Here is a 23,436-nt window from a genome sequence, read left to right as displayed (position 1 = left end):
GGCGCCCCGCAGCTGGGCTTGCGGGGCGTCGGGGATGGGGGCTCAGCGCTGCTTGACGTAGAACCCCACCATGCACAGCACCAGGCCGAGTACCGACAGCAGCATGCCGCCGTTGACCAGCAGCGGGTAGCGCTCCAGCCAGGAGACGAACGGCTGTGGGGTGTCGCGGCATACGCCGTCCAGGTAGTCCCAGTAGCCGCCCGAGAGGGTGCACTCGCGCACGTCGCCGAGTTCCCAGAAATACACGCCCATCAGTACGATGACGGGCACGATCAGTAGCAGTAGTCCAAGTCGTAGCATCGGGTCGGGAGCGTCTTAGCCAGGGCGCTGGCAGTTGGGTTGACGTCCGGCGCTGCGCGCCTGCTCGTAGCGCGCCATGGCGTCGTCCATGTTGGCCTCGAGGCCGGCCATCCGCTGGCCCTGGCTGGGGTGGGTGGACATCCACACCGGCGGCTGACCGCCGCTGGCGGCCTGCATGTTCTCCCACAGCGTCACGCTGGCGCGCGGGTCGAAGCCGGCCTCGGCCATCAGCCGCAGGCCGATCACGTCGGCCTCGCTCTCGTGGCGACGCGAGAAGGGCAGCAGGATGCCGTACTGGGCGCCGGCGCCGAGCAGGCCGAGCATCTGCTCGCCCTGGGGGCCCTGCAGGCCGGCCACCGAAGAGAGCACCGACATGCCGACCTGGGTCGCCGACTGGGTCGAGACCCGCTCGTTGGCGTGGTTGGCCATCACGTGGCCCATCTCGTGGCCGACGACCGCGGCGACCTGATCCTGGTCGGTGGCGATGTCGAGCAGCCCGGTGTGGATGCCCATGTAGCCGCCGGGCAGGGCGAAGGCGTTGGCCGAGTCGTCCTCGAAGACGCGGATCTGCCAGTTGTAGTCGCGGTCGCGACCCGACAGCTCGGCCACTAGCGCATCGGCGATGCACTCGGCGTAGCGGGCATGGGCACCGCCGACCACCGTCAGGTCCTCCTGATACTGTTCGAAGGCCTGCTGCCCCATCTGGTTGAGTTGCTCCTCCGAATAGAGGGTGAACTGCTGCCGTCCGGTGGGAGAGCTGGCGCAGGCGGCCAGCGATACGCACAGCGCGCCAATGGCGAGTCGGGGGATCCAGCGCATGATCTAGCGTCCTCGTAATTCGTCCGTGGGCAGTGGACGAAAGCCACTGACCTGCCACAAGATACCCGGATGCCCATCAAGGTCAACCAGAGGGAGACACCGTCAATGGATGCCGAGCTGTCCGCGCGACTCGCCAAGCTGCTCGACCGCGTCGAAGCCTTCTTGCCGCCTGCACCACCGCGGATCGACTGGTCGCGTGACGTGGCGGCGCTGTGGCAACGCCACCCACTGGGTGGACAACTCCTGCCGGTGCCGGTTCGCGATGCCGCGACCCTCGATGACCTGCTCGGCGTCGAGCGCCAGAAACGCGCGCTGCTCGCCAACAGCCGCGCCTTCCTGCAGGGCCTGCCGGCCAACCACGCCCTGCTGTGGGGCTCACGGGGCAGCGGCAAGTCATCGATGGTGCGTGCGCTGCTCAATACCCTGGCCGGCGAAGGCCTGCGCCTGATCCAGGTCGACCGGCACGATCTGGCCGGTCTGCCGGGCCTGGTCCAGCAGCTGCGCGACCAGCCCCAGCGCTTCGTGGTCTACTGCGATGACCTGTCGTTCGAGGCCAACGACGACGCCTACAAGGCGCTCAAGAGCGTGCTCGATGGCACCTTGACCGGGCCGCCCGACAACGTGCTGCTCTACGCCACCTCCAATCGCCGCCATCTGCTCCCCGAGTCGCTGTCCGACAACCAGGAGAGCCACCTGGTGGGCGATGAGCTGCACCACGGCGATGCGGTGGAGGAGAAGATCTCGCTGTCGGATCGCTTCGGCCTGTGGCTGGCGTTTTACCCCTTCAACCAGGCCACCTACCTCGAGGTCTGCGAGCACTGGGTGACGCGGCTCGGCAGCGGCGAGGACTGGCATGCCGAGGCCCGCGAGGCGGCGATCCGTTTCGCCACCCTGCGCGGCGGCCGCAGCGGCCGCGCCGCCTGGCAGTTCGCCTGCCAGTGGATCGGTGAGCAGCGCCTGGACGCGAAGCGCTAGCCTTAGGAAGCGGGCGTCAGGCTGCCGTCCGGATTGACGCTAAAGCGCACCGTCGGCATCCACAGGCCCGGCGGTAGCGTGACCCCTAGCCCGCGGACGCCGCCGGGGGTGATGGCAAGCTCGCTGCCCGGCGGCAGCTCGCCGCGGTTGGCCAGCTGGCTGGCCAGCTGCACCATCGGCGCGAAGCGCTGGCGGTCGCCGAGCACGTCGAAGCTCACCGGCAGGCGCAGGTCGGCGTCGTCGCCCGGCGTCAGCGCCACGCGCTCGTCGTAGTTGCCGCTGATTGGCTCGGCGTCGGGCACGTCGAGGGTCCAGCGGAAGCCGTTGAGCTCCACCGGCGGCATGCCCCGCGGTAGCCCCAGGCCCATGGCCAGGGTCGCCTGTACCGGAAGGCTACCGGTGCCGAGACTGGAGGCGATCAGCGAGGTGATATCGGAGGTGTCGAGGCCGGCACGGATGGCGTAGGGGCCGATGCGCACGTCCTCCACGCCCAGCGAGGTGACCGCCAGGCGCATCGCGAACAGGCTGGTCTGGGGCATCGCCAGGCAGCCGGCGAGCAGCAGCGCCAGGCCGGTGGGCAGCAGCAGGCGCCAACGGCGGCGCAGACGAAGGGCAACAATCGACATGATCACGGACTCCTGGGCATGGAATAATGGCCGGGTATGCTCCCGGGAGCGGTCGCGGGGCGCGCGCATTCTAGGGCCAGTGTAGCTGGCTGCCAAGCAATTTCGCGCACGCCGCCACCGCCGTTGCTTTGCCAAGGAATGCCGATGATAGAAAAGTGGAAAATACGGCTGATGGGCTTCGTCCTGGCCCTGCTGGTGACGACCCTTAGCGGGTCGCTGATCCAGACCCAGTTCAATCTGGCGGCACTCGCGGCATTAGGTGCCGAGATCAGCCTGAGCACGCGGCTGACGACCAGCCTGCAGGATCTGCTTGGCTTCGCCCCGCTGTATGCTGGCATGGTGGTGCTGTCGCTGGCCGCATCGATACCGTTGGCGGCGCTGAGCCGGCGCTGGCTAGCGCTGCCGCCCGTCTTGCTGTACCCCCTGGCCGCCGCGCTGGGCCTGTGGCTGGCGCTGCTGGTCGCCGACGCCCTGGCGCCGATGCCGACCCTGATTGCCGCAACGCGGAGTCTCTCGGGGACGCTGGCGATGCTCGGCGGTGCTGCCCTGGGTGGCCTGGTATATGCCTGCTGCCGTGCCGGGAGGACGTCATGAAACGCTTGAGTCTATGGCTTGCCGCGCCGCTGCTGGCAGGGTTGGCCCACGCCGACTATCGCCTCGAGACCGTGGCCGAAGGCCTCGAGCACCCCTGGTCGCTGGCGTTCCTGCCCGATGGCGGCATGCTGGTCACCGAGCGGCCGGGGCGGCTGCGCGTGATCGAGGCTGACGGCACGCTGCGCGAAGCGCCGCTGAGCGGTGTGCCAGAGGTGTTCGCCGAGGCCCAGGCGGGGCTGTTCGAGGTGATGCTGGCGCCGGACTTCGCCGACAGCGGCTTGCTGTATCTGAGCTACGCCTACGGCGATATCACCGCCAACAACACCTGCCTGGGTCGGGCGCGCTTCAACGGCGAGGGGCTCAGCGGCGGCGAGGTGCTGTTCTGTGCCTCCCCCGCCAAGCGCGGCGCGGCGCACTACGGTGGCCGTCTGGCACTGCTGGGCGACGACACCCTGGTGTTGACCCTCGGCGATGGTTTCGACTATCGCGAGCAGGCGCAGAACGCTGCCAACCACCTGGGCAGCCTGGTGCGGCTGACCCTCGACGGGCGGGTGCCCGACGATAATCCCTTTCTGGGTGACGACAGCGCCCGCCCCGAGCTCTACAGCATCGGCCATCGCAACGTGCAGGGTATCGTCTTCGATGTCGAGCGCGACGAGCTGCTGATCAACGAGCACGGCCCCCGTGGCGGCGATGAGCTCAACCGCATTCAGCCCGGCGCCAACTACGGCTGGCCGCTGACCACCCACGGCGTCGACTACACCGGCGCGCGGATCACGCCGTTCCGCGAACTGCCGGCGTTCACGCCGCCGCTGCTGCACTGGACGCCGTCGATCGCCCCGTCGGGCATGGCGCTCTACCGCGGTGACGCCTTCCCCGACTGGCAGGGCGACCTGTTCGTCTCGGCGCTGGCCGGTCAGCAGGTGCGCCGGCTGATTCGCGAGCAGGGTCGGGTGGTCGACCAGCAGGTACTGTTCGAGGAGCTCGAGGCGCGTATCCGCGACGTGCGTGTCGGCCCCGACGGCTATCTCTACCTGCTCACCGATCACGCCGACGGGGCGCTGATACGGGTGGTGCCTGCGTCGTGACAAACGTCGAGGGGCGCCTGAATAGGCGCCCCTCGGCAATCGAACATGACCAGCAACCGTCAGCGGCGGTTCTTGCGCGCTTCCTTGGTGCGGCCCAGCTCGCGCTTCTTGGCTTTCTCGCGGTCGCTGGCCCCGGCGTTGCTGTCGAAGGGGTTCTTGCCCGAGCGGAACTCGAAGCGGATCGGCGTGCCGCGTACCTTGAGCACCTTGCGGAAGGTGTTGGTCAGGTAGCGCTTGTAGGCATCCGGCAGTGACTCGGTCTGGTTGCCGTGGACCACGATGATCGGCGGATTGCTGCCGCCCTGGTGGGCCATGCGCAGCTTGATGCGGCGGCCGTGGACGAGTGGCGGCTGGTGCTCGCCGACCGCATCCTGGAGGATGCTGGTGAGGCGATTGGTCGACCAGTGGCTGTTGGCCGAGGCGAAGGCGCGGTCGATGGAGGGGTAGAGGTCGCCCACCGCGGTGCCGTGCAGCGCCGAGATGAAGTGCAGCTCGGCGTAGTCGGCGAAGCCCAGGCGGCGCTTGATCTCGGCGCGCATCTTGTCCTTGGCCTCGGCCTCCAGGCCGTCCCACTTGTTGACCGCCAGTACCAGCGCCCGGCCGCTGCTCAGCACGTAGTCGAGCAAATGCAGGTCCTGTTCGACCAGGCCGCCGCGGGCGTCGAGCACCATGATCGCGACGTGACACTCCTTGATCGCCTCGAGGGTCTTGATGATCGAGAATTTCTCGGCGATCTGGCTGACGTTCTTGCGCCGCCTGACGCCGGCGGTATCCACCAGCACATAGGGCTTGCCGCGGCGCTCGAAGGGGATCTCGATGGCGTCGCGGGTGGTGCCGGCCTCATCGAAGACCACCACCCGCTCCTCGCCGAGCAGACGATTGACCAGGGTCGACTTGCCGACGTTGGGGCGGCCGATCACGCCGATGCGGACACCGTTGCTGATATCCGCCGGAGCGGCGTTGGCCTCGCGCTCGGGAAACGGCGCCAGCACTTCGTCGATCAAGGTGGTGACGTTGCGGCCGTGGGCGGCGGCGATGGGGTGCGGATCGCCGATTCCCAGCTGCCAGAAGTCGGCCATCGCCGAGTGCTCTTCGAGGCCGTCGGTCTTGTTGACCACCAGCCAGGTCTTCTTCTGGTTGACCCGCAGGTGGTTGGCGATCGCCTCGTCGGCGGCGATCAGGCCGGCGCGGGCGTCGACCATGAACAGCACGATGTCGGCCTCGTCGATGGCCAGCAGCGACTGCTCGGCCATGGCCGCGTCGATGCCGTCCTCGTCGCCGCTGATGCCGCCGGTGTCGATGACCGTGTAGGTCTTGTCGCCGAGCGCGCCGTTACCGTACTTGCGGTCGCGGGTGAGGCCCGGGAAATCGGCCACCAGAGCGTCCCGCGAGCGGGTCAGGCGGTTGAACAGCGTGGACTTGCCGACATTGGGCCGGCCGACCAGAGCGATGACTGGGTTCATTGTGTCTCGCGAATCTGCAGGGCTTCTAGGCGCCCGTCATTGGCCAGGGCGTAGACCCAGCGGCCGTCGGTGAGCGGGCGCAGGCTGATGCCCGAGCGGTTGACCCGGGTACGGCCGACGACGTCGCCGTCGTTGCGGTCGAGGAGGTGCACATAGCCCTCGAAATCGCCAAATACCAGCTTGTTGTCGGCCAGCGCCGGGGCGGTGATCCAGCGGCCCTCGAAGTCTTCGGAGCGCCACAGCAGACGGCCGGAGAGGGCGTCGAGGGCGAGGATGTGGCTGGCTTCATTGACCGTGTAGAGGGTATCCCCTACCAGCAGCGGCGAGAGGTAGCTGGAGTGCTCGCGCTCCCACAGGATTTCGCCTGAGGTGGCCTCCATGGCCAGCAGGCGGCCGTTGTAGCTGGTCACGTAGAGACGCCCGTCGGGGGTCAGCAGCGGCTGACCGTCGAGGTCCACCAGACGGTCGACCTCGGTGCGGCCCTGGGGCACGGCGACGCGCATCTCCATCAGCGGCTGGCCGCTGCGGTTGTCGAGGGTCGCCAGGCGGCCGTTGGCAAAGCCGACGAAGGTCACCGGGTCGATGACCTGCGGCGTGCCGGTGCCGCGCAGGGTCAGCGCAGGCTGGGAGCTGGAGTGCACCCAGACTTCATTGCCGCTGCTGCGGTCCAGGGCGGTGACGTTGCCGTCGACGCTCTGCACCACGAGCAGCTGCTGGTTGGCCTGGGGGGCGGCAAGCACTTCGCTGGAGACCCGGGTGCGCCACACGACCTCGCCATCGCTCTGGCTCAGCGCCAGCACTTCGCCGTTGCGGGTACCCAGGTAGATCTGGCCGCCAATCGCGTTGAGACCGCTGGAGACCGGGGTGTCGAGATCCGTGCGCCACACCGTGTCGCCGCTCTCGGCGTCCATGGCGTAGACCTGGCCACGCTCGTCGGCGGCATAGATCACGCCGTCTTCGCGGGACGGCGCGATGGGATAGGTGGCCCGGCCCAGGCCGCGGCCGACGCGCTGGCTCCAGGCGGTGTTCAGGTTGGCCTGCTCATCGAAGCTGGTCAGGTCCTTGGGCGGATACTGCGGCTCCACCTTGCCGGCACAGCCGGCCAGCAGGGCCAGCGCCGCGGCGGCGATCACGAGAGTCGGTTTCATAGGGTGGCATCCTCCGCGCCGAGGTTGTCGAGCTTGAGTTGTACGCCGTACAGCGACTGGCCGTGTTCCACGGCCAGTGCCATGGCCTGGCGGTAGGCGTTGCGGGCGTCGTCGTCGCGCTCCAGGGCCACGAAGGCGTCGCCGCGAATGTCCTCGCGCTGCGCCGACAGCGAGTCGGGAATGCCGCTGCCGAGGACATCGAGGGCCGCCTCGGGGTTGCCGTCGGCGATCTGTACCCGTGCCAGGCGCAGCCGCGCCAGGGCCTGGATATAGTCGCGTGCATTGCCGTCGACGACGTCGCCGAGCGCGGCACGCGCCGCCGCCAGGTCGCCCTCGGCCACTGCCAGTCGCGCCTCGATCAGCTGTGCCAAGTCGGCGTAGAGGGTGCGGCCATGGTTGTCGGTGATCTCGTCGATCAGCCCGCGCGCCTCGGCCCGACCGCCTTCGTCGAGCTCGGGGTCGGCGGCCAGGCTGAGCAGCTGCTGATAGCGCAGCGAGGCGGCCTCGGCCTGGTTCTCCTGATAGTTCTGCCAGGCGTTCCAGCCCAGTACGCCGGAGATGGCGATCACCACCCCGGCAATCAGCGAGGTGCCATTCTGCTTCCACCAGGCCTTGATGGCATCAAGCTGTTCTTCTTCGCTTCTCAGCTCCGCCACGGGCGGTCTCCTCTGATTCGGAATGCGTGCCGCCGCGCTCGTGCGCGGCGGGCGGTCAAGCGACGCTCAGCAGTTCGCACAGCGCCGCGGCCAGGCCGTCGCGCGGCAGGCTGCACTGTTGGCGATCGTCGCGCAGGAATTTCACGGTCACGGTGCCCTCGGCGAGTTCATCCTCGCCCAGCAGCAGCGCCAGTTGCGCACCGCTCTTGTCGGCCTTCTTGATCTGGCTCTTGAAGCTGCCACCGCCGCAGTGCACCTGGATGCGTAGGCCAGGCAGCGCGTCGCGCAGGGTCTCGCCGAGCAGCAGGGCCTGGCGCGAAGCGTCGGCATCCATCCCCAGCAGGTAGAGATCGAGCGCCGGGGTGGCCTCGGCGGGCACCAGATCGAGAGTCTCGAGCAGCAGGATCAGCCGCTCGATGCCCATGGCAAAGCCCACCGCCGGGGTCGGCTTGCCGCCCAACTGCTCGACCAGCCCGTCGTAGCGACCGCCGGCGCACACCGTACCCTGGCTGCCGAGCGCCGTGGTGGTCCACTCGAACACCGTGCGCGAGTAGTAGTCGAGGCCGCGCACCAGCCGCGGGTTGATCACATAGCCGATGCCGGCGGCATCGAGGATCGCGGTAAGCGCGGCGAAGTGCTGGCGGGACTCGGCGTCGAGGTGATCCATCAGCTGCGGTGCGGCGTCGAGCATCGCGGCCATGTCGGGGTTCTTCGAGTCGAGGATGCGCAGCGGGTTGCTGGTCAGGCGCCGCAGGGAGTCATTGTCGAGTAGCTCGAGGTGCTGCTCGAAGTAGGCCACCAGGGTCTCGCGATAGGCGGCGCGGGCCTCGAGCGAGCCCAGCGAATTGAGCTCCAGGGTGACATGTTCGAGCAGGCCGAGCTGCTTCCACAGCCGTGCCGAGAGCAGGATCAGCTCGGCATCGATGTCAGGCCCTTCGAGGCCGAAGGTCTCTACACCGACCTGATGAAACTGCCGATAGCGTCCCTTCTGCGGGCGCTCGTGGCGAAACATCGGGCCCTGGTACCAGAGCCGCTGGGTCTGATTGTGCAGCAGGCCGTGCTGCATGGCGGCGCGCACGCAGCTGGCGGTGCCTTCCGGGCGCAGGGTGAGGCTGTCGCCGTTGCGGTCGTCGAAAGTGTACATCTCCTTCTCGACGATGTCGGTGACCTCGCCGATGGAGCGTGCGAACAGTGCGGTCTGCTCGACGATCGGCATGCGCACCTCGGCATAGCCGTAGCGCTGCATCAGGGTCTGCACCTGGGCCTCGAAATACTGCCAGTACGGCGACTGGTCAGGCAGCAGGTCATTCATGCCACGAATGGCCTGGATCTTCTTGTCGCTCAACGCTTGCTCCTTACTCATCGCAGGGCATTCAGAGGTCCCGTGCGATCACGTCCTGTTCGGCCTGCTCTTTGAGGCGTACGCGTTCCCGGATCAGACGCTCGAGGTCGTCGACCAGGTGGTCGTTACGCAGCTTGCTGGCGGGTTTGCCGTCGATATATACCAGGTTGGCGGGGCTGCCGCCGGTCAGGCCGACATCGACTTCCTTGGCCTCGCCGGGGCCGTTGACCACGCAGCCGATCACCGACACGTCGAGCGGCGTCATGACGTCTTCGAGGCGCTCCTCGAGGGCGTTCATGGTACCGATCACGTCGAAGTTCTGGCGCGAGCAGCTGGGGCAGGCGATGAAGTTGATGCCCTTGCTGCGCAGCCGCAGGCTCTTGAGCATGTCGAAGCCGACCTTGATCTCCTCGACCGGGTCGGCGGCCAGCGACACGCGGATGGTGTCGCCGATGCCGTCCATCAGCAGCATGCCCAGGCCGATCGATGACTTGACGGTGCCCGAGCGGAGGCCGCCGGCTTCGGTGATGCCGAGGTGCAGCGGCTGCTCGATGCGGCCGGCGAGGTCGCGGTAGGCGGCCACCGCCATGAACACGTCGGAGGCCTTGACGCTGACCTTGAAGTCGGGAAAGTCGAGGCGCTCGAGGTGGTCGATATGGCGCATCGCCGACTCGACCAATGCCGCCGGGGTCGGTTCGCCGTACTTCTTCTGCAGGTCCTTCTCCAGCGAGCCGGCGTTGACGCCGATGCGGATCGGGATGCCGTTGTCGCGGGCCGCCGAGACCACCGCCCGCACCCGCTCCTCGCGGCCGATATTGCCGGGGTTGATGCGTAGGCAGTCGACGCCCAGTTCGGCGACGCGCAGGGCGATCTTGTAGTCGAAGTGGATGTCGGCGACCAGCGGTACCGCTACTTCGCGTTTGATCTTGCCGAAGGCCTCGGCGGCGTCCATGTCGGGGACCGAGACGCGCACGATATCGGCGCCGGCGGCCTCCAGCTGGCGGATCTGCGCCACCGTGGCGGCCACGTCGAGGGTGTCGGTGTTGGTCATGCTCTGCACCGAGATCGGTGCGCCGCCGCCCACCGGGACTGCGCCGACGTGAATCTGGCGCGACTGGCGGCGTTTGATTGGAGACTGAGCGTGCATGGTGACTAGGTCATTCTCCCAGAGTGAAGCGGGCAACGTTGTTACTGCCGGCATAGCCGACCAGGTCGACCTGCTCGCCGAGATAGCGCAGTTCGACCCCGGTGGCATTGCCCACGGTGAGACGGAAGGGCGGTTCGCCCTCGACGGTGGCCTGGGTGCCGGGCTCCTGCAGGCCGACGAACACGCGCTGGTTGCCGGCGTCGAAGATCTCGGTCCACGACTGCTCGTTGAAGGTCAGCTGCAGCACGCCCGGGTCGGCGGCGCCGGCGTCGTCTGCGGCATCGGCTTCCTCGACCTCGGCGCTGGCCGCCTCGGCCAGATCGCCCACGGCCGGTTCGTCGTCGCTCGCGGCATCGTCAGCGGCATCCATGTCGCCGGGGGCCTCGGCCAGTGCCGGATCTTCGACCAACGGCTCGGCGGTCGGTTCATCGGCGGGGGCGTCGAGCAGCGGCTCTTCGGGGAGCAGCGGGTCAACGCCGGTGGGGCCATCGAGCGGAGCGTCGTCGACCAGGCCCAGATCGCTCTCGTCGTCTGGCAGCGGCGGCAGCGGCTCGCTGTCGACGCTGGGGTCCTCTTCGCCCTCGGTAATGGTGGTGCCGTCGAGGGTATCCACGGCCACCGGTTCACCGCCGCCCATGCCCAATAGGTCGGTGCCCTCGCGACTCTGCCACCACAGCAGGGTGAGGGCGAGCAGGGCCAGGATCACCAGCAGGGTGACCAGCTTGAACAGCCAGGCGCCGAGCTTGGAGGGCGGCTTGGTGACGTGTACCGGGGTCACCTTGCGCTCGGTCTCGGCGCTGCCGAAGCGGTTGTTGTAGGCGGCGATGATCGGCTTGTCGTCGATGCCGAGCAGCCGCGAGTAGGCGCGCAGGTAGCCGCGGCGATAGGCGGCTACCGGTACCTCGTCGTAATTGTCGCCCTCCAGGCCGCGCACCACCGCGGGGCGCAGGTTGAGGGCGGTGGCTACCTCGTCGAGCGGCATGCCCTGGCGTTCGCGTTCGCGCTTGAGCAGGTCGCCGGGTGACGATTGGGTGGCAAAGTCCGCTACGTCGTTATCGTGAATGTCGCTCATGGCTGAGCATCCTTCGTCAAGATTCGGTGATCAGGGCGCATTGCCCAGGGCATTGAGCTGCTCGGTAAAGAAACGCCGGTTCTCGACGTCGCCGCGGGCATCGGCGATGTCGCGGGCCAGTTCGAGACTCGCCGGCGTGGCGCCGGCCAGGCGCATGAACGATTGCAGCTGCTCCCAGGCCCTGCCGTGATTGCCCCGGGCATGTTCGATGTCGGCTAGCGTGAAATAGCTGCGCGCACTGCGCGAGTCGATGGCTTGAGCGCGCTCGAGGCTGGCGACCGCTGCGTCGAGATCGCCCATTTCCCGCTGGCACTGGCCCAGGTTGGCAAACAGCTGGGCGCGGTTGTCGTATTGGGTGTCCTGGGTGGCCTGCTCTAGCTCGGCGCAGGCCTCTCTCAAGCGGCCTTGATCATACAGGAAGGCCGCGTAGTTGTTGCGTGCCCGGGTATAGCCGGCGTCGGCGGATAGGGCACGCTGGAAGTGTTCGTCGGCGAGCTGACTCTCGCCCTGGCGCTGATAGACCATGGCCAGCGCCTGGAGCGTCTCGGCGTCGTTGGGGGCCACTGCCAGGGCGCGGTTCAAGGCGCCCTGGGCGCGCGGCAGGTTGTCGCGTTCGAGATACGCCATGCCCAGCTGGGTATAGGCCTCGGCCGGGTTGGTGCCGCTCTCCGGCTGCACCGCCTGGCTGGTGCAGCCGGCCAGCCAGGCAGCGCCTAACAGGCCAATCAGCAATGGCCGTAGCGGGCGGCATCCAGACAAGGCGTGACGACGAATCATCGAGTCCTCTCGGTGCATGAGATGGAGGCGGCATCAGGCAGCTGAACCGGCGCAGCAAGATGCAACAACAGCTTGAAAAACCTACCCATCAAAGCGCTGTGTCCGGTTGAAGTCAAGGTCGCCACCCGCCTCAGTCGGCGTCGAGCTGAATCGATTGAATGTAGCGCGCATGGCGCTTGGTGCGATCCTTGACGCGTCCCACCAGCTGACCGCAGGCGGCGTCGATGTCGTCACCGCGCGTGGTGCGAACCGGCGCGTTGTAGCCGAGCTCGTAGAGCCACTGCTGGAAGCGCATCACCTGGTTGCGCGACGGCTTCTCATACCCCGAGTGGGGGAACGGGTTGAACGGGATCAGGTTGATCTTGCACGGCAGCTCGCGCAGCAGTTCGGCCAGCTGGGTGGCGTGCTGCTGCTGGTCGTTGACGTCCTTGATCAGGGTGTATTCGATGGTCACCACGCGGGCGCTGTCGCACTTGGCCAGGTAGCGATGGCAGGCGTCGAGCAGGGCGCGGATGTTGTACTTGCGGTTGATCGGCACTAGTTCGCTGCGCAGCTCGTCGGTGGCGGCATGCAGCGAGATCGCCAGGCTCACGTCGATGTCGTCACCCAGCTTGTCGAGCATCGGCACCACGCCCGAGGTGGACAGCGTGACGCGGCGCTTGGAGAGGCCGTAGGCGCTGTCGTCGAGCATCAGCTTCATCGCCGGCACCACGTTGTCGTAGTTCATCAGCGGCTCGCCCATGCCCATCATCACCACGTTGGTCACGGCGCGCTGGGCGGTGTCTTTCTGAGGCCCGGCGCTGCGGCTGGCGACCCACACCTGGCCGATGATCTCGGCGGCGGTGAGGTTGCGCTGAAAGCCCTGCTTGCCGGTAGAGCAAAAGCTGCAGTCCAGCGAGCAGCCGACCTGGGACGACACGCACAGGGTGCGGCGCGAGCCGTTGTCGGCGGGGATCAGCACGGTCTCGACGTAGCTGCCGTCCTCCACCTCGAGTACCCATTTGCGGGTGCCATCGCTGGAGGTGCCTTCGTAGACGACGCCCGGCCCGCGAATCTCGGCGACCTCGGCCAGCCGTGCGCGCAGCGCCTTGGACAGGTTGGTCATCGCCTCGAAGTCGTCGCAGCCTTCGTGGTGAATCCACTTCATGACCTGGGCGGCACGAAACTTCTTCTCGCCGATGGAGAGAAAGAAGGCCTCCATCTGCTCACGAGACAGGCCCAGCAGATTGGTGCGTTGGGGAGCGGTAGTGGCAGTCATGGGCGGTCAGCGGGTCGTTTGAGCAGGGGCGCGGGGCGCCCCTGCGGGAGGGCGTGTCAGCTTGCCTTAGCGCGGGCAGAGCTCGTCGGCACCAAAGAAGTAGGCGATTTCACGCTCGGCCGAAGCGGCGGAGTCGGAGCCGTGCACGGCATTGGCGTCGATGGACTGGGCGAAGTCGGCGCGGATGGTGCCGGCGGCGGCTTCCTTGGGGTTGGTGGCGCCCATCAGTTCGCGGTTCTTGGCGATGGCATCGTCGCCTTCGAGCACCTGCACCACCACCGGACCGGAGGTCATGAAGCCGACCAGGTCACCGAAGAAGGGACGCTCCTTGTGCTCGGCGTAGAAACCGCCGGCCTTGGCCTCGTCGAGCTGCAGCATCTTGGCGGCAACGACCTTCAGGCCGGCCTTCTCGAAGCGCGCGATGATCTCGCCGATGGCGTTCTTGGCGACGGCATCGGGCTTGATGATGGAAAGGGTGCGTTCGGTAGCCATGGGACGTGTCTCCGTTGGGCAGGGTGAAACCGTGGAATGAAGTCGGGTCATCGCGGATGACAGCGCGCCGCCCGGGCAACCATGGCGAGCATGGGGCCTCGGGCGGCGCGACGTGAGTCAGGATCGGCGCACGAGTCGGCGGTGCCGGTGCCGATTGGCCGCGTATTATAGCGCCTTCCAGCGGCATCGAACAATCATCGCGCCGCAGGCGCCTTATACGGTAAAGCTCTCGCCGCAGCCACACTGATCCTTGACGTTGGGATTGTTGAAGCGAAAGAAGCGGTTGAGCCCTTCCGAGACGTAGTCGACTTCGCTGCCGTCGAGCATCTCCAGGGCCTCCGGGGCGACGAACACGCGGGCGCCGTGCTCTTCGAAGGCCACGTCGTTGGCGGCGGCCTCGTCGGCGAAGTCGAGCACGTAGCTGTAGCCCGAGCAGCCGCTGGGCTTGACCGTGACGCGCAGGCCAAGGCCCTGACCACGCTCGTCCAGCACCTGCTGGATTTGCTCGGCGGCGGCGGTAGTGATCGAAAGATGGGCCATGATGTTGCCTCCTTGAGAAACGCTGCCCGTTGGCAGCCACTCTAGCATAAAGGGCGTAGTAATAAGTCGTCGGCGACTCGCCGCTCAGCGGCGCAGCGCGGTGATGGCGTGGCGCAGCTCGTCGATGGCGGTGTCGACATCCTCGCGCCGGGTGAAGCGGCCGAAGCTGAAGCGCAGCGAGGCCAGTGCCCGGGCGCGCGGCACGCCGATGCCCTTCAACACGTAAGACGGCTCGACGCTCGCCGAGTTGCAGGCCGAGCCGGTGGAGATCGCCAGATGGCGGAGCGCCATCAGCAGCGACTCGCCGTCGACGCCGTCGAAGGCCAGGTTGACGATGTTGGGCACCGCCACCTCGACGGCGCTATTGAAATGCACGCCGTCGAGGTCGGCCAGGCCGGCCAGGAAGCGGTCGCGCAGCTCGGTGATATGGCGCTGGTCGGCCTCGCCTTCGGCGGCGGCCAGGGCGAAGGCCTCGCCCATGCCGACGATCTGGTGGGTGGCCAGCGTGCCCGAACGCATGCCGCGCTCGTGGCCGCCGCCGTGGATCAGCGCCTCGAGGCGTATATCCGGGCTGCGCCGCACGTAGAGCGCACCGATGCCCTTGGGGCCGTAGAGCTTGTGCGCCGACAGCGACAGCAGGTCGATGCCCATGGCGGCAACGTCCAGCGGCAGCTTGCCGGCGGCCTGGGCGGCGTCGACGTGGAAGGCTGCGCCGCGGGCATGGATGACCTCGGCCAGCGCTGCCAGGTCGTGGATCACCCCGAGCTCGTTGTTGACCGCCATCAGCGACACCAGCACGGTGTCGTCACGCAGCGCCTCGGCCAGCTGGGTGGGCGAGATGCGCCCGTCGGGCTGCGGGTCGAGCCAGGTCACCTCGAAGCCTTCGGCCTCGAGTGCCTTGGCGGTGTCGACGATTGCCTTGTGTTCGATGCGCGAGGTCACCAGATGGCGGCCGCGGGCGCGGTTGGCGCGCATGAAGCCGATCAGCGCCAGATTGTCGGCCTCGGTGGCGCCGCTGGTCCAGACGATTTCGCGGGGGTCGGCGTTCAACAGGTCGGCGACCTGGCGGCGCGCGCCCTCCACCGCTTGCTCCGCCAGCCAGCCGAGCATATGGCTGCGCGAGGCGGGGTTGGCGAAGGTGCCGTCCTGGGTGAGGTGGCGCGCCATGACCTCGGCGACGCGGGGGTCGACCGGGGTGGTGGCGGCGTAATCGAGATAGACCGGCGTGTTCATGTGGCGATGACTTCACTGGTAACGGTAGCGGGGCGCGATGACCTGGCGTTCAAGAGGGCGACACCGCAATGGTGGCATCGTCGGTGCGACGCCGCTGGCGCGCGGCGATATGCTGCACCTCGTGGCGCTCGACCAGGGTGCCGAGGGTGATGCCGTCGAGAAAGCCGTGGATCTCCTGTGACAGCTCGCACCACAGGTGGTGGGTCAGGCAGACATCGCCGCGCTGGCAGTCGGACAGGCCCTGACAGCGGGTGGCATCCACCGACTCGTTGACCGCATCGATGACCCGCGCCACCGAGATATCGGCCGGCGGCTGAGCCAGTTGGTAGCCGCCGCCTGGGCCGCGCACGCTCTTGACCAGCTGCGCGCGGCGCAGGCGGGCGAACAGCTGCTCTAGGTAGGACAGCGAGATCTCCTGGCGCTTGGAGATCTCGGCCAGGCACGTCGGCCCTTGCCCGGCATTGAGGGCCAGGTCGAGCATGGCGGTGACGGCGTAGCGTCCTTTGGTGGTCAAGCGCATAGGGTCATCGCTGCCTGATGGCGGATCGCAAAACGCCATTATGGGAAAAACCCAGCGCCCCGGTCAACTTTAGCCGTCGGGCTGGCTCAGCGGCTATCGCCACCGCCTTCGCGAGGCGGCTGCTCGTCGCGGGGCGGGCAGCAGCTGTCGACATCGTCGAGTATCTCGGCGAAGTCCTCGTCGCGCAGTTCCGGCAGGCGGCCATCGCGATAGCTGGCGTCGAGCTTGCGCAGCGTGCCGCACATCTGCTCGATGCGCTCGTCGACGGCGTGCATATGGTCGAGCATGGCCTGCATCGAGCGCGCCACCGGGTCGGGCATGTCCTGGCTGACGCCGTAGGCATCGAAGCCAAACTTCTGGCAGATCGCCTCGCGGCGCGCCGGGTCGACGTCGAGCACGGCCTCGACATCGGGGTCGGCGCGCTTGACGATCTTGCCGGGGATGCCGACCACCGTGGCACCGGCCGGGACCTCCTTGGTGACCACCGCGTTGGAGCCCACCTTGGCGCCGGCGCCGACGGTGAAGGGGCCGAGGATCTTGGCGCCGGCGCCGACGATCACGCCGTCGCCCAGCGTCGGGTGACGCTTGCCCTTGTTCCAACTGGTGCCGCCCAGGGTGACACCTTGGTAGAGGGTGACATCGTCACCGACCAGGGCGGTCTCGCCGATCACCACACCCATGCCGTGGTCGATGAAGAAGCGCCGGCCGATGGTCGCGCCGGGGTGGATCTCGATGCCGGTCAGCCAGCGCGAGAAGGTCGATAGGGTGCGCGCCAGCCACTTGAGGTTCTTCTGCCACAGCCAGTGGCCGCAGCGGTGCAGCAGCAGGGCGTGCAGGCCGGGGTAGTTGGTGAGTACCTCGAGGAAGTTGCGCGCCGCGGGATCGCGGGCGAATACGCTGTTGATGTCTTCACGCAGTCGGGCAAACATGCGGCAATCCTTGAATGACGGTGGCCGGTCGCGCAGGCGCGGCCGTTGGCGGCTGAGTTCATTATTGGGCTGGGGTCGGCCCCCTGCAAGGCAGCGCGGGCTAGCCTCGCGGGGGCTCGCTACAGCGCTTCTCCACCGCGCTGAGCATGCCGCGCAGGATATTGACTTCCATCTGGTCGGGTCGGGCGCGCAGATACAGGCGCCGTAGCCGCGCCATCAGGTGGCGCGGCTTGGCCGGATCGTGGAAGTCGACGTCGATCAGTACCCGCTCGAGGTGCTCGAAGAAGCGCTCGAGATCGGCGTGCTGGGCGGGCGGGTTGTCCCAGGCCACGCCGAACGGCTGGTCCTGCTCGATGACCTCCGGCGCCTCGCCGTGCTCGGCGGCGAGCCATGCCAGGCGACACTCGTAGGCCAGCACCTGCACCGCGGTGACCAGATTGAGCGAGCTGAAATCGGGGTTGGAGGGGATATGCACGTGGGCGTGGCAGCGCTGCAGTTCGGCGTTGGTCAGGCCGCTGTCCTCGCGGCCGAAGACCAGTGCTACCCGAGCACCTTCGCCGGCCAGCTCGCCGGGCAGGCGCTCGCCGAGCTGGCGCGGCGTCAGCATTGGCCATGGCAGGGTGCGCGAGCGGGCGCTGGCGCCCACCACCAGGCTGCAGTCGCCCACCGCTTCCTCCAGCGACTCGACGCGGCGCGCCGCGGCGAGGATGGTATCGGCGCCGGAGGCGCGCGAAATAGCCTCTGCCGAGCGGTGCTCGCTGCGCGGAGCCACCAGCACCAGATCGGCGAGCCCCATGTTCTTCATGGCGCGCGCGGTGCCGCCGATATTGCCGGGGTGACTGGTGCCGATCAGCACGATGCGGATGGAGTCGAGCATGGGGAGCCTTGGCGATGGTTGAGCGAGTGCGTGAGGCGCTGCATAGCGGCCGACTAGTCTAGCATGGGCACGGCGCGCTGCGCAGGTCGGGAGGCGTTGGCGATGGCCCGCGGCGGTGCTTTCTGCTAGCATGCGCGGCGTCGCCCGTCAGCCTAGCCTCACCGCGGCTCGATCGTGCAACATGTTCTTTAACAGCTACCGACTCCTCAAGGCCCGATCATGCATCCGATGGTCCAATTCGGGTTGCGCGCTGCGCGCAGCGCCGCCGAACAGTTTCTGCGCATTCGTGAGCGTATCGAAAACGCCCACGAAGAACACAATCTCGAGCGTCTGCTGGAAGACACCGCTCGCAACGCCGAGACCCTGATTGCCCGCCAGTTGACGCGCGGCTACCCGCAGCACGGAATCTCAGGCCGCTACACCCCTTATCGCGAAGGCGAAGGGGAAGGCCGCGACGTGCAGTGGGTGATCGAACCCTTCCACGGCTATTCCAACCTCAGCGTGGCCAGCGCCGGCTTCGCCCTGTCGCTGGTGTGCCTGGTCAAGGGGCGCCCCGAACATGCCGTGGTGATCTGCCCGTTCAGCGATGACGAATACCTGGCCAGCCGCGGTCGTGGTGCCCAGTACAACGGCAAGCGCATCCGCGTGCCCAAGACCTCGGCGATCGGCGGCGCGCGCGTTGCCATGAGCCTGCCCGAGAGCTGGCTGCGTCCGCGCCATCTGCCGGCCTACCTGACGCTGATTCAGCAGCTCGGCCCGCAGATCGAGGTGCAGCGCGCCACCGGCAGCGGCCTGCTGGATATCGCCGAACTGGCCTCGGGCCGTGCCGATGCCGCCTTCGTGCTGGGCCTCGAGGAGCAGGACAAGCTGGTCGGGTCGCTGCTGCTCAAGGAAGCCGGCGCGCTGATGGGCAGCCTCGACGGCCGCCCCAGCGTCGACACCGAAGGCCAGCTGATGGCCGCCAGCCCGCGCCTCTACAAGGCGCTGGTGCAGCAGCTGGCACCGCACTTTTCATAAGCGCCCAGCGCCTAGCACCAAACGAAAACCCCCGTCGGATTTTGAATCCGACGGGGGTTTTTTGTGGGCACTCGTGAGAGTGTCGTTAGCATCCTGCGGCGCTTGGCGCTAACTAGGGCAGCTGCTCTTCGCCCTCTTCCTCGGGGTCTTCCTTCTTGGCCGGGATCAGGTCCTGGCGCTGTAGCTTGACCAGCAGCAGCAGGGCCGCGGCCACGTAGATCGACGAGAAGGTACCCGCGATCACGCCGATGATCAGGGCGATGGAGAAGTAGTGGATCATGTCGCCGCCGAGCAGCAGCAGCGCCATCAGCACCAGCAAGGTGGTACCAGACGTCGCCAGCGTGCGCGACAGGGTCATGTTGATCGCTTCGTTGAAGATCGCCGGCATATCGTCGATTCGCGACTTGCGTATCGTCTCGCGGATCCGGTCGTAGACCACGATGGTATCGTTCAGCGAGTAGCCGATCACCGCCAGCAGCGCGGCCAGCACGGTGAGGTCGAAGTCGAGCTGGAACAGCGAGAAGATCCCGACCACGATGATCACGTCGTGGACCAGCGCCAGCAGCGCGCCGATGGCGAACTTGTACTGGAAGCGGAAGGCCACGTAGAGCATCACGATACCGAGCGCCACCAGCATGCCCATGCCGCTCTGGTCGCGCAGCTGCTCGCCGACCTGGGCGCCGACGAACTCGGCGCGGATCAGCTCGACCTCGGCGCCGTCGCCGCGCAGCAGGCTGACCACCTGCTGGCCGACGTCGGGGTCGAAGTCCTGCTGCAGGCGGATCAGGATCTCGTTGGAGGCCCCGAAGGTCTGCACCGAGACGTCGCGGAAGCCTTCGCCTTCCAGGGCCTGGCGCACCGTGTCCAGCGCTGGGGCCGTGGCATAGCGCACCTCGACCAGCGTGCCGCCGGTGAAGTCGAGGCCGAGGTTGAGCTGCTGCACCACCAGCGAGCCGATCGACACCAGCAGCAGGATCGCTGAGACGATGAAGGCCAGGCGGCGCTTGCCCATGAAATCGAACTGTCGCATCGCGAGGCTCCTCATATCGAGATCTTCTTCACCGGCTTGCCGCCGTAGGTCAGATTGACCATGGCGCGGGTGACCAGCAGGGCGGTGAACATCGAGGTCATGATGCCCAGTGACAGGGTGACGGCGAAGCCCTTGACCGGCCCGGTGCCGATCGAGAACAGGATCACCGCCACCAGCAGGGTGGTGATATTGGCATCGATGATCGAGGTGAAGGCGCGCTCATAGCCGGCATGGATGGCCTGCTGTACCGACAGGCCGCCGCGCAGCTCTTCGCGTATTCGCTCGAATATCAAGACGTTGGCGTCGACCGCCATGCCCAGCGTGAGGACCATGCCGGCAATGCCGGGCAGCGTCAGGGTGGCGCCGAGCATCGACATCGCCGCCACCAGCAGGGTCAGGTTGATGGTCAGGGCGATGTTGGCGATCACCCCGAACACCTTGTAGCGCACCAGCATGAACAGCACCACCAGTGCCAGGCCGACCATGATCGAGGTCACCCCGCGGTCGATGTTGTCCTGGCCAAGGCTCGGCCCGATGGTGCGCTCCTGCACGAAGTAGATCGGCGCGGCCAGCGAGCCGGAGCGCAGCAGCAGGGCCAGGTCGGCGGCCTCGGTGGGCGAGTCGAGCCCGGTGATGCGGAAGCTGTTGCCCAGCGCGCTCTGGATGGTGGCCAGGCTGATCAGGCCGCGCTCGGTGTAGGGCTCGCGCACCTCCACCTCTTCGCCGTCTTCGATCACCGTGGTGGTACGGGTGTTGTGCTCGATGAACAGCACCGCCATGTTGCGGCCGATATTGGTGCGCGTGGCGCGGTTCATCAGCGTGCCGCCGGTGCCGTCGAGGTTGATGTTGACCTGCGGGCGGCCGTTCTCGTCGAAGCTGCGGTTGGCATTGGAGACGCTGTCGCCGGTGATGATCACGTCGCGCATCAGGTCGGCGGTGCGTGACTCGTCGTTGCGGAAGCTGAACGTCTCGATCTCGTTGTCCGGCGTGTCGGAACGCGCCTCGAGGCGGAACTCGAGGTTGGCGGTGGCACCCACCACGCGCTTGGCGGCGGCGGTGTCCTGCACGCCGGGCAGCTCGACCACGATGCGATCCGGCCCCTGGCGCTGCACCATCGGCTCGGCCACGCCGAGTTCGTCGACGCGGTTGCGCAGGGTGGTCAGGTTCTGGTTGACCGCGTAGTCCTGCAGCTCATTGACCGCCTGGTCGGTCATGGTCATCACCAGGCTGGCGCCGCGGCCGTCACCCTGGTTGCTGTAGTCGAAGTCGGGGAACTCGCGGCTGATCAGGGTGCGCGCGCGGTCGCGGTCTTCATCGTTGATGAAGGTCAGCGTCAGGTCGCGGCCGTCGATCTCGGTATTGCGGTAGCGAATCCGCTCGCCGCGCAGCATCTCGCGCATGGCGCTGGCGTTGACCTCGAGGCGCTGCTCCACGGCGGCGTCCATGTCGACCTCGAGCAGGAAGTGCACCCCGCCGCGCAGGTCGAGGCCGAGGGTCATCGGCGAGGCGGCCAGGCTCTGCAACCACTGGGGGGTGGATTCGGCGAGATTGATGGCGATCACGTAGTCATCGCCATCGAGCATATCGCCGATCAGATCGCGGGCGGCGAGCTGATCATCGGCGTCGGCGAGGCGAAACAGCACGCCGTCGTCAGCAACGTCGGTGGCGCTGACGCGGATACCGGCGTCATCGAGTGCGGACTGGATCTGTTCCAGCTGTTGCTCGCTGAGCGGGGCTTCGCTGCGGGCGCTGCTGATCTGTACGGCGGGGTCCGCCTGGAACAGATTGGGCAGCGAATAGATCAGGCCCACGACGAGCACGAGAAGTATGAGCAGATACTTCCACAGGGGATATCGGTTGAGCATGCAGGCCCTGCCTTGTAGCTGACTAACGGCGACGCTGACGCAGTGACGTGGCGTATACCAGAAGGGTTCGGCGCTTCGACAGACGCCGCGCCCGAGGGTTCGCTCGGACGCGGCGTGCAGTCACTGCCCCGCAAATCAGATGGACTTGAGGGTGCCCTTGGGCAGCACGGCAGCCACGGCGTTCTTCTGAACGTTGATCTCGGTGCCTTCGGCGACTTCCATGGTGAAGAACTCGCTGTCGTCGCTGACCTTGGTGATGCGGCCGAGCACGCCGCCGCCGATCACCACTTCATCGCCCTTGGAGAGGCTCGAGACCAGCTGCTTGTGCTGCTTGGCACGCTTGGCCTGCGGGCGCCACAGCAGGAAGTAGAAGATGGCCACGAAACCGACCAGCATGATGATCTGGGCCATACCGCCACCGGCGGCGCCGCCTTCGGCATAGGCCGGCGAGATGAAGAAGTCCAGCATGAGACGTTATCTCCTGAGAAACGAAAGGTTACGACAAGGGTTAGCGCGCCGCGTCACTGCTCGGGGGCCGGAGGCACGGGCAGGCCGCGTCGCGCATAGAACATTTCCACGAAGTTCGCCAATGTACCCGCTTCGATAGCCCCGCGCAAACCGGCCATCAGTCGCTGGTAGTGGCGCAGGTTGTGGATGGTATTGAGCATCGAGCCGAGCATCTCGCCGCAGCGGTCGAGATGGTGCAGGTAGCCGCGCGAGAAGTGCTGGCAGGTATAGCAGTCGCAGTCGGCCTCTAGCGGGCGGGTGTCGTGGCGATGCTTGGCGTTGCGAATCTTGACCGTGCCCTCGGCGGTGAACAGGTGGCCGTTGCGGGCGTTGCGGGTCGGCATCACGCAGTCGAACATGTCCACGCCGCGGCGTACCCCCTCGACCAGGTCCTCGGGCTTGCCCACGCCCATCAGGTAGCGCGGCGTGTCGTCGGGCATCCAGGTCGGCAGGTAGTCGAGTACCTTGATCATCTCCTCCTTGGGCTCGCCCACCGACAGGCCGCCGATGGCCAGGCCGTCGAAGCCGATCTCGAGCAGGCCCTTGAGCGAGGCCTCGCGCAGCGCCGGGTACATGCCGCCCTGGATGATGCCGAACAGCGCCGAGGGCGAATCGCCGTGGGCGTCGCGGGAGCGCTGCGCCCAGCGCAGCGAGCGCTGCATGGAGACCTCGGCCTCCTGCTCGGTGGCCGGATAGGGGGTGCACTCGTCGAAGATCATCACCACGTCTGAGCCCAGCGAACGCTGCACCGCCATCGACTCTTCGGGGCCCATGAACACCTTCGCGCCGTCCACCGGCGAGCGGAAGTGCACGCCCTGTTCGGTGATCTTGCGCATCTCGCCCAGCGAGAAGACCTGAAAACCGCCGGAGTCGGTGAGGATCGGCTTGTGCCACTGGGAGAAGTCGTGCAGGTCGCCGTGGCCCTCGATCACCTCGGTGCCGGGGCGCAGCCACAGGTGGAAGGTGTTGCCGAGGATGATCTCGGCGCCGATCTCCTCCACCGAGGCCGGGGTCATGCCCTTGACGGTGCCGTAGGTGCCTACCGGCATGAAGGCCGGCGTCTCCACCGTGCCACGCGGGAAGGTCAGGCGGCCGCGGCGGGCGCGCCCGTCACTGGCCAGCTGCTCGAAGCTCATGAAGCATTGGTTACGCATGGAAATC

Annotated in this window: 25 protein-coding genes; 4 read left to right on the top strand and 21 right to left on the bottom strand. The window is 67.3% G+C overall.

Annotated features, from left to right (window positions below; genetic code table 11):
* Positions 1–42 precede the first annotated feature (42 nt).
* Both BWR19_16085 and BWR19_16080 read right to left on the bottom strand, forming a co-directional pair.
* Positions 43–300 carry a hypothetical protein gene (locus BWR19_16085; protein APX94332.1) on the bottom strand — a complete coding sequence of 86 codons (258 nt, stop codon included), beginning with the start codon at positions 298–300 and terminating at the stop codon, positions 43–45.
* Positions 301–315: 15 nt separating this feature from the next.
* Positions 316–1,119: a peptidase gene (locus BWR19_16080; GenBank protein ID APX94331.1), complete on the bottom strand. Its 804-nt coding sequence runs from the start codon at positions 1,117–1,119 to the stop codon at positions 316–318.
* Positions 1,120–1,224: 105 nt separating this feature from the next.
* Here BWR19_16080 and BWR19_16075 point away from each other — a divergent pair, with 105 nt between their 5' ends.
* Entirely contained in the window at positions 1,225–2,094 is an 870-nt protein-coding gene (locus tag BWR19_16075) for an AAA family ATPase (GenBank protein APX94330.1), read from the top strand.
* Between the two features lie 2 nt (positions 2,095–2,096).
* Here the strand turns inward: BWR19_16075 and BWR19_16070 are convergent, their stop codons facing one another.
* Positions 2,097–2,720: a hypothetical protein gene (locus BWR19_16070; protein APX94329.1), complete on the bottom strand. Its 624-nt coding sequence runs from the start codon at positions 2,718–2,720 to the stop codon at positions 2,097–2,099.
* Positions 2,721–2,864: 144 nt separating this feature from the next.
* On the opposite strand from BWR19_16070, the gene BWR19_16065 reads away from it, so the two are divergent.
* Positions 2,865–3,314, top strand: a complete 450-nt coding sequence (locus tag BWR19_16065) for a hypothetical protein (GenBank protein ID APX94328.1) — start codon at positions 2,865–2,867, stop codon at positions 3,312–3,314.
* A complete protein-coding gene (locus BWR19_16060; GenBank protein ID APX94327.1) occupies positions 3,311–4,402 on the top strand; it encodes a glucose dehydrogenase in 1,092 nt (363 codons plus the stop codon). The genes BWR19_16065 and BWR19_16060 overlap by 4 nt, the downstream gene beginning before the upstream one ends.
* Positions 4,403–4,461: 59 nt before the next feature.
* Here the strand turns inward: BWR19_16060 and BWR19_16055 are convergent, their stop codons facing one another.
* The 14 genes from BWR19_16055 to BWR19_15990 all read right to left on the bottom strand — a co-directional run bounded on the left by BWR19_16055 (position 4,462) and on the right by BWR19_15990 (position 17,856).
* On the bottom strand, positions 4,462–5,865 hold the full coding sequence (locus BWR19_16055) for a ribosome biogenesis GTPase Der (protein ID APX94326.1): 1,404 nt from the start codon (positions 5,863–5,865) through the stop codon (positions 4,462–4,464).
* A complete protein-coding gene (locus BWR19_16050) occupies positions 5,862–7,013 on the bottom strand; it encodes an outer membrane protein assembly factor BamB (protein APX94325.1) in 1,152 nt (383 codons plus the stop codon). Before BWR19_16050 ends, BWR19_16055 begins: the two co-directional genes overlap by 4 nt.
* Positions 7,010–7,669: a hypothetical protein gene (locus tag BWR19_16045; protein APX94324.1), complete on the bottom strand. Its 660-nt coding sequence runs from the start codon at positions 7,667–7,669 to the stop codon at positions 7,010–7,012. The genes BWR19_16050 and BWR19_16045 overlap by 4 nt, the downstream gene beginning before the upstream one ends.
* Positions 7,670–7,724: 55 nt before the next feature.
* Entirely contained in the window at positions 7,725–9,032 is a 1,308-nt protein-coding gene (locus BWR19_16040; GenBank protein APX94323.1) for a histidine--tRNA ligase, read from the bottom strand.
* Positions 9,033–9,042: 10 nt separating this feature from the next.
* Complete coding sequence (locus tag BWR19_16035; GenBank protein ID APX94322.1) at positions 9,043–10,158, bottom strand: 4-hydroxy-3-methylbut-2-en-1-yl diphosphate synthase; 1,116 nt, start codon at positions 10,156–10,158, stop codon at positions 9,043–9,045.
* A 10-nt stretch (positions 10,159–10,168) separates the two neighbouring features.
* Positions 10,169–11,230 (bottom strand): hypothetical protein, encoded by a 1,062-nt coding sequence (locus BWR19_16030; GenBank protein ID APX94321.1) that lies wholly within the window; start codon positions 11,228–11,230, stop codon positions 10,169–10,171.
* A gap of 30 nt (positions 11,231–11,260) precedes the next feature.
* Positions 11,261–12,007, bottom strand: coding sequence for a type IV pilus biogenesis/stability protein PilW (locus BWR19_16025; protein ID APX94320.1), 747 nt, complete (start codon positions 12,005–12,007; stop codon positions 11,261–11,263).
* 130 nt (positions 12,008–12,137) lie between these two features.
* Positions 12,138–13,265: a 23S rRNA (adenine(2503)-C(2))-methyltransferase gene (locus BWR19_16020; GenBank protein ID APX94319.1), complete on the bottom strand. Its 1,128-nt coding sequence runs from the start codon at positions 13,263–13,265 to the stop codon at positions 12,138–12,140.
* A 66-nt stretch (positions 13,266–13,331) separates the two neighbouring features.
* Positions 13,332–13,757, bottom strand: coding sequence for a nucleoside-diphosphate kinase (locus tag BWR19_16015; GenBank protein ID APX94318.1), 426 nt, complete (start codon positions 13,755–13,757; stop codon positions 13,332–13,334).
* Positions 13,758–13,970: 213 nt separating this feature from the next.
* Complete coding sequence (locus BWR19_16010; protein ID APX94317.1) at positions 13,971–14,297, bottom strand: iron-sulfur cluster assembly protein IscA; 327 nt, start codon at positions 14,295–14,297, stop codon at positions 13,971–13,973.
* Positions 14,298–14,381: 84 nt separating this feature from the next.
* Positions 14,382–15,530: an IscS subfamily cysteine desulfurase gene (locus BWR19_16005; GenBank protein APX94316.1), complete on the bottom strand. Its 1,149-nt coding sequence runs from the start codon at positions 15,528–15,530 to the stop codon at positions 14,382–14,384.
* Positions 15,531–15,579: 49 nt separating this feature from the next.
* On the bottom strand, positions 15,580–16,050 hold the full coding sequence (locus tag BWR19_16000; GenBank protein APX94315.1) for a Fe-S cluster assembly transcriptional regulator IscR: 471 nt from the start codon (positions 16,048–16,050) through the stop codon (positions 15,580–15,582).
* Positions 16,051–16,136: 86 nt separating this feature from the next.
* A complete protein-coding gene (locus BWR19_15995) occupies positions 16,137–16,979 on the bottom strand; it encodes a serine O-acetyltransferase (protein ID APX94314.1) in 843 nt (280 codons plus the stop codon).
* Between the two features lie 100 nt (positions 16,980–17,079).
* On the bottom strand, positions 17,080–17,856 hold the full coding sequence (locus BWR19_15990; GenBank protein ID APX94313.1) for a tRNA (cytosine(32)/uridine(32)-2'-O)-methyltransferase TrmJ: 777 nt from the start codon (positions 17,854–17,856) through the stop codon (positions 17,080–17,082).
* A 219-nt stretch (positions 17,857–18,075) separates the two neighbouring features.
* Between BWR19_15990 and BWR19_15985 the strand changes: the two genes are divergently transcribed.
* Positions 18,076–18,873 (top strand): inositol monophosphatase, encoded by a 798-nt coding sequence (locus BWR19_15985; protein APX94312.1) that lies wholly within the window; start codon positions 18,076–18,078, stop codon positions 18,871–18,873.
* Between the two features lie 112 nt (positions 18,874–18,985).
* On the opposite strand, the gene BWR19_15980 is transcribed toward BWR19_15985, so the two are convergent.
* The 4 genes from BWR19_15980 to BWR19_15965 all read right to left on the bottom strand — a co-directional run bounded on the left by BWR19_15980 (position 18,986) and on the right by BWR19_15965 (position 23,429).
* The gene (locus BWR19_15980) at positions 18,986–19,918 is read right to left on the bottom strand and encodes a protein-export membrane protein SecF (GenBank protein ID APX94311.1); all 933 of its coding nucleotides are present in this window, start codon (positions 19,916–19,918) and stop codon (positions 18,986–18,988) included.
* Complete coding sequence (locus BWR19_15975; protein ID APX94310.1) at positions 19,915–21,768, bottom strand: protein-export membrane protein SecD; 1,854 nt, start codon at positions 21,766–21,768, stop codon at positions 19,915–19,917. Before BWR19_15975 ends, BWR19_15980 begins: the two co-directional genes overlap by 4 nt.
* A 135-nt stretch (positions 21,769–21,903) precedes the next feature.
* A complete protein-coding gene (locus BWR19_15970) occupies positions 21,904–22,236 on the bottom strand; it encodes a preprotein translocase subunit YajC (protein APX94309.1) in 333 nt (110 codons plus the stop codon).
* 53 nt (positions 22,237–22,289) lie between these two features.
* Positions 22,290–23,429, bottom strand: a complete 1,140-nt coding sequence (locus BWR19_15965) for a tRNA guanosine(34) transglycosylase Tgt (GenBank protein ID APX94308.1) — start codon at positions 23,427–23,429, stop codon at positions 22,290–22,292.
* Between the last annotated feature and the right edge of the window lie 7 nt (positions 23,430–23,436).

It is taken from the genome of Halomonas sp. 1513, assembly GCA_001971685.1.
In the GTDB taxonomy this organism is placed as follows: Bacteria; Pseudomonadota; Gammaproteobacteria; order Pseudomonadales; family Halomonadaceae; genus Franzmannia.
Note: the sequence above shows the minus strand (reverse complement) of the source record. Positions and strands in the feature narration are given on the sequence as shown.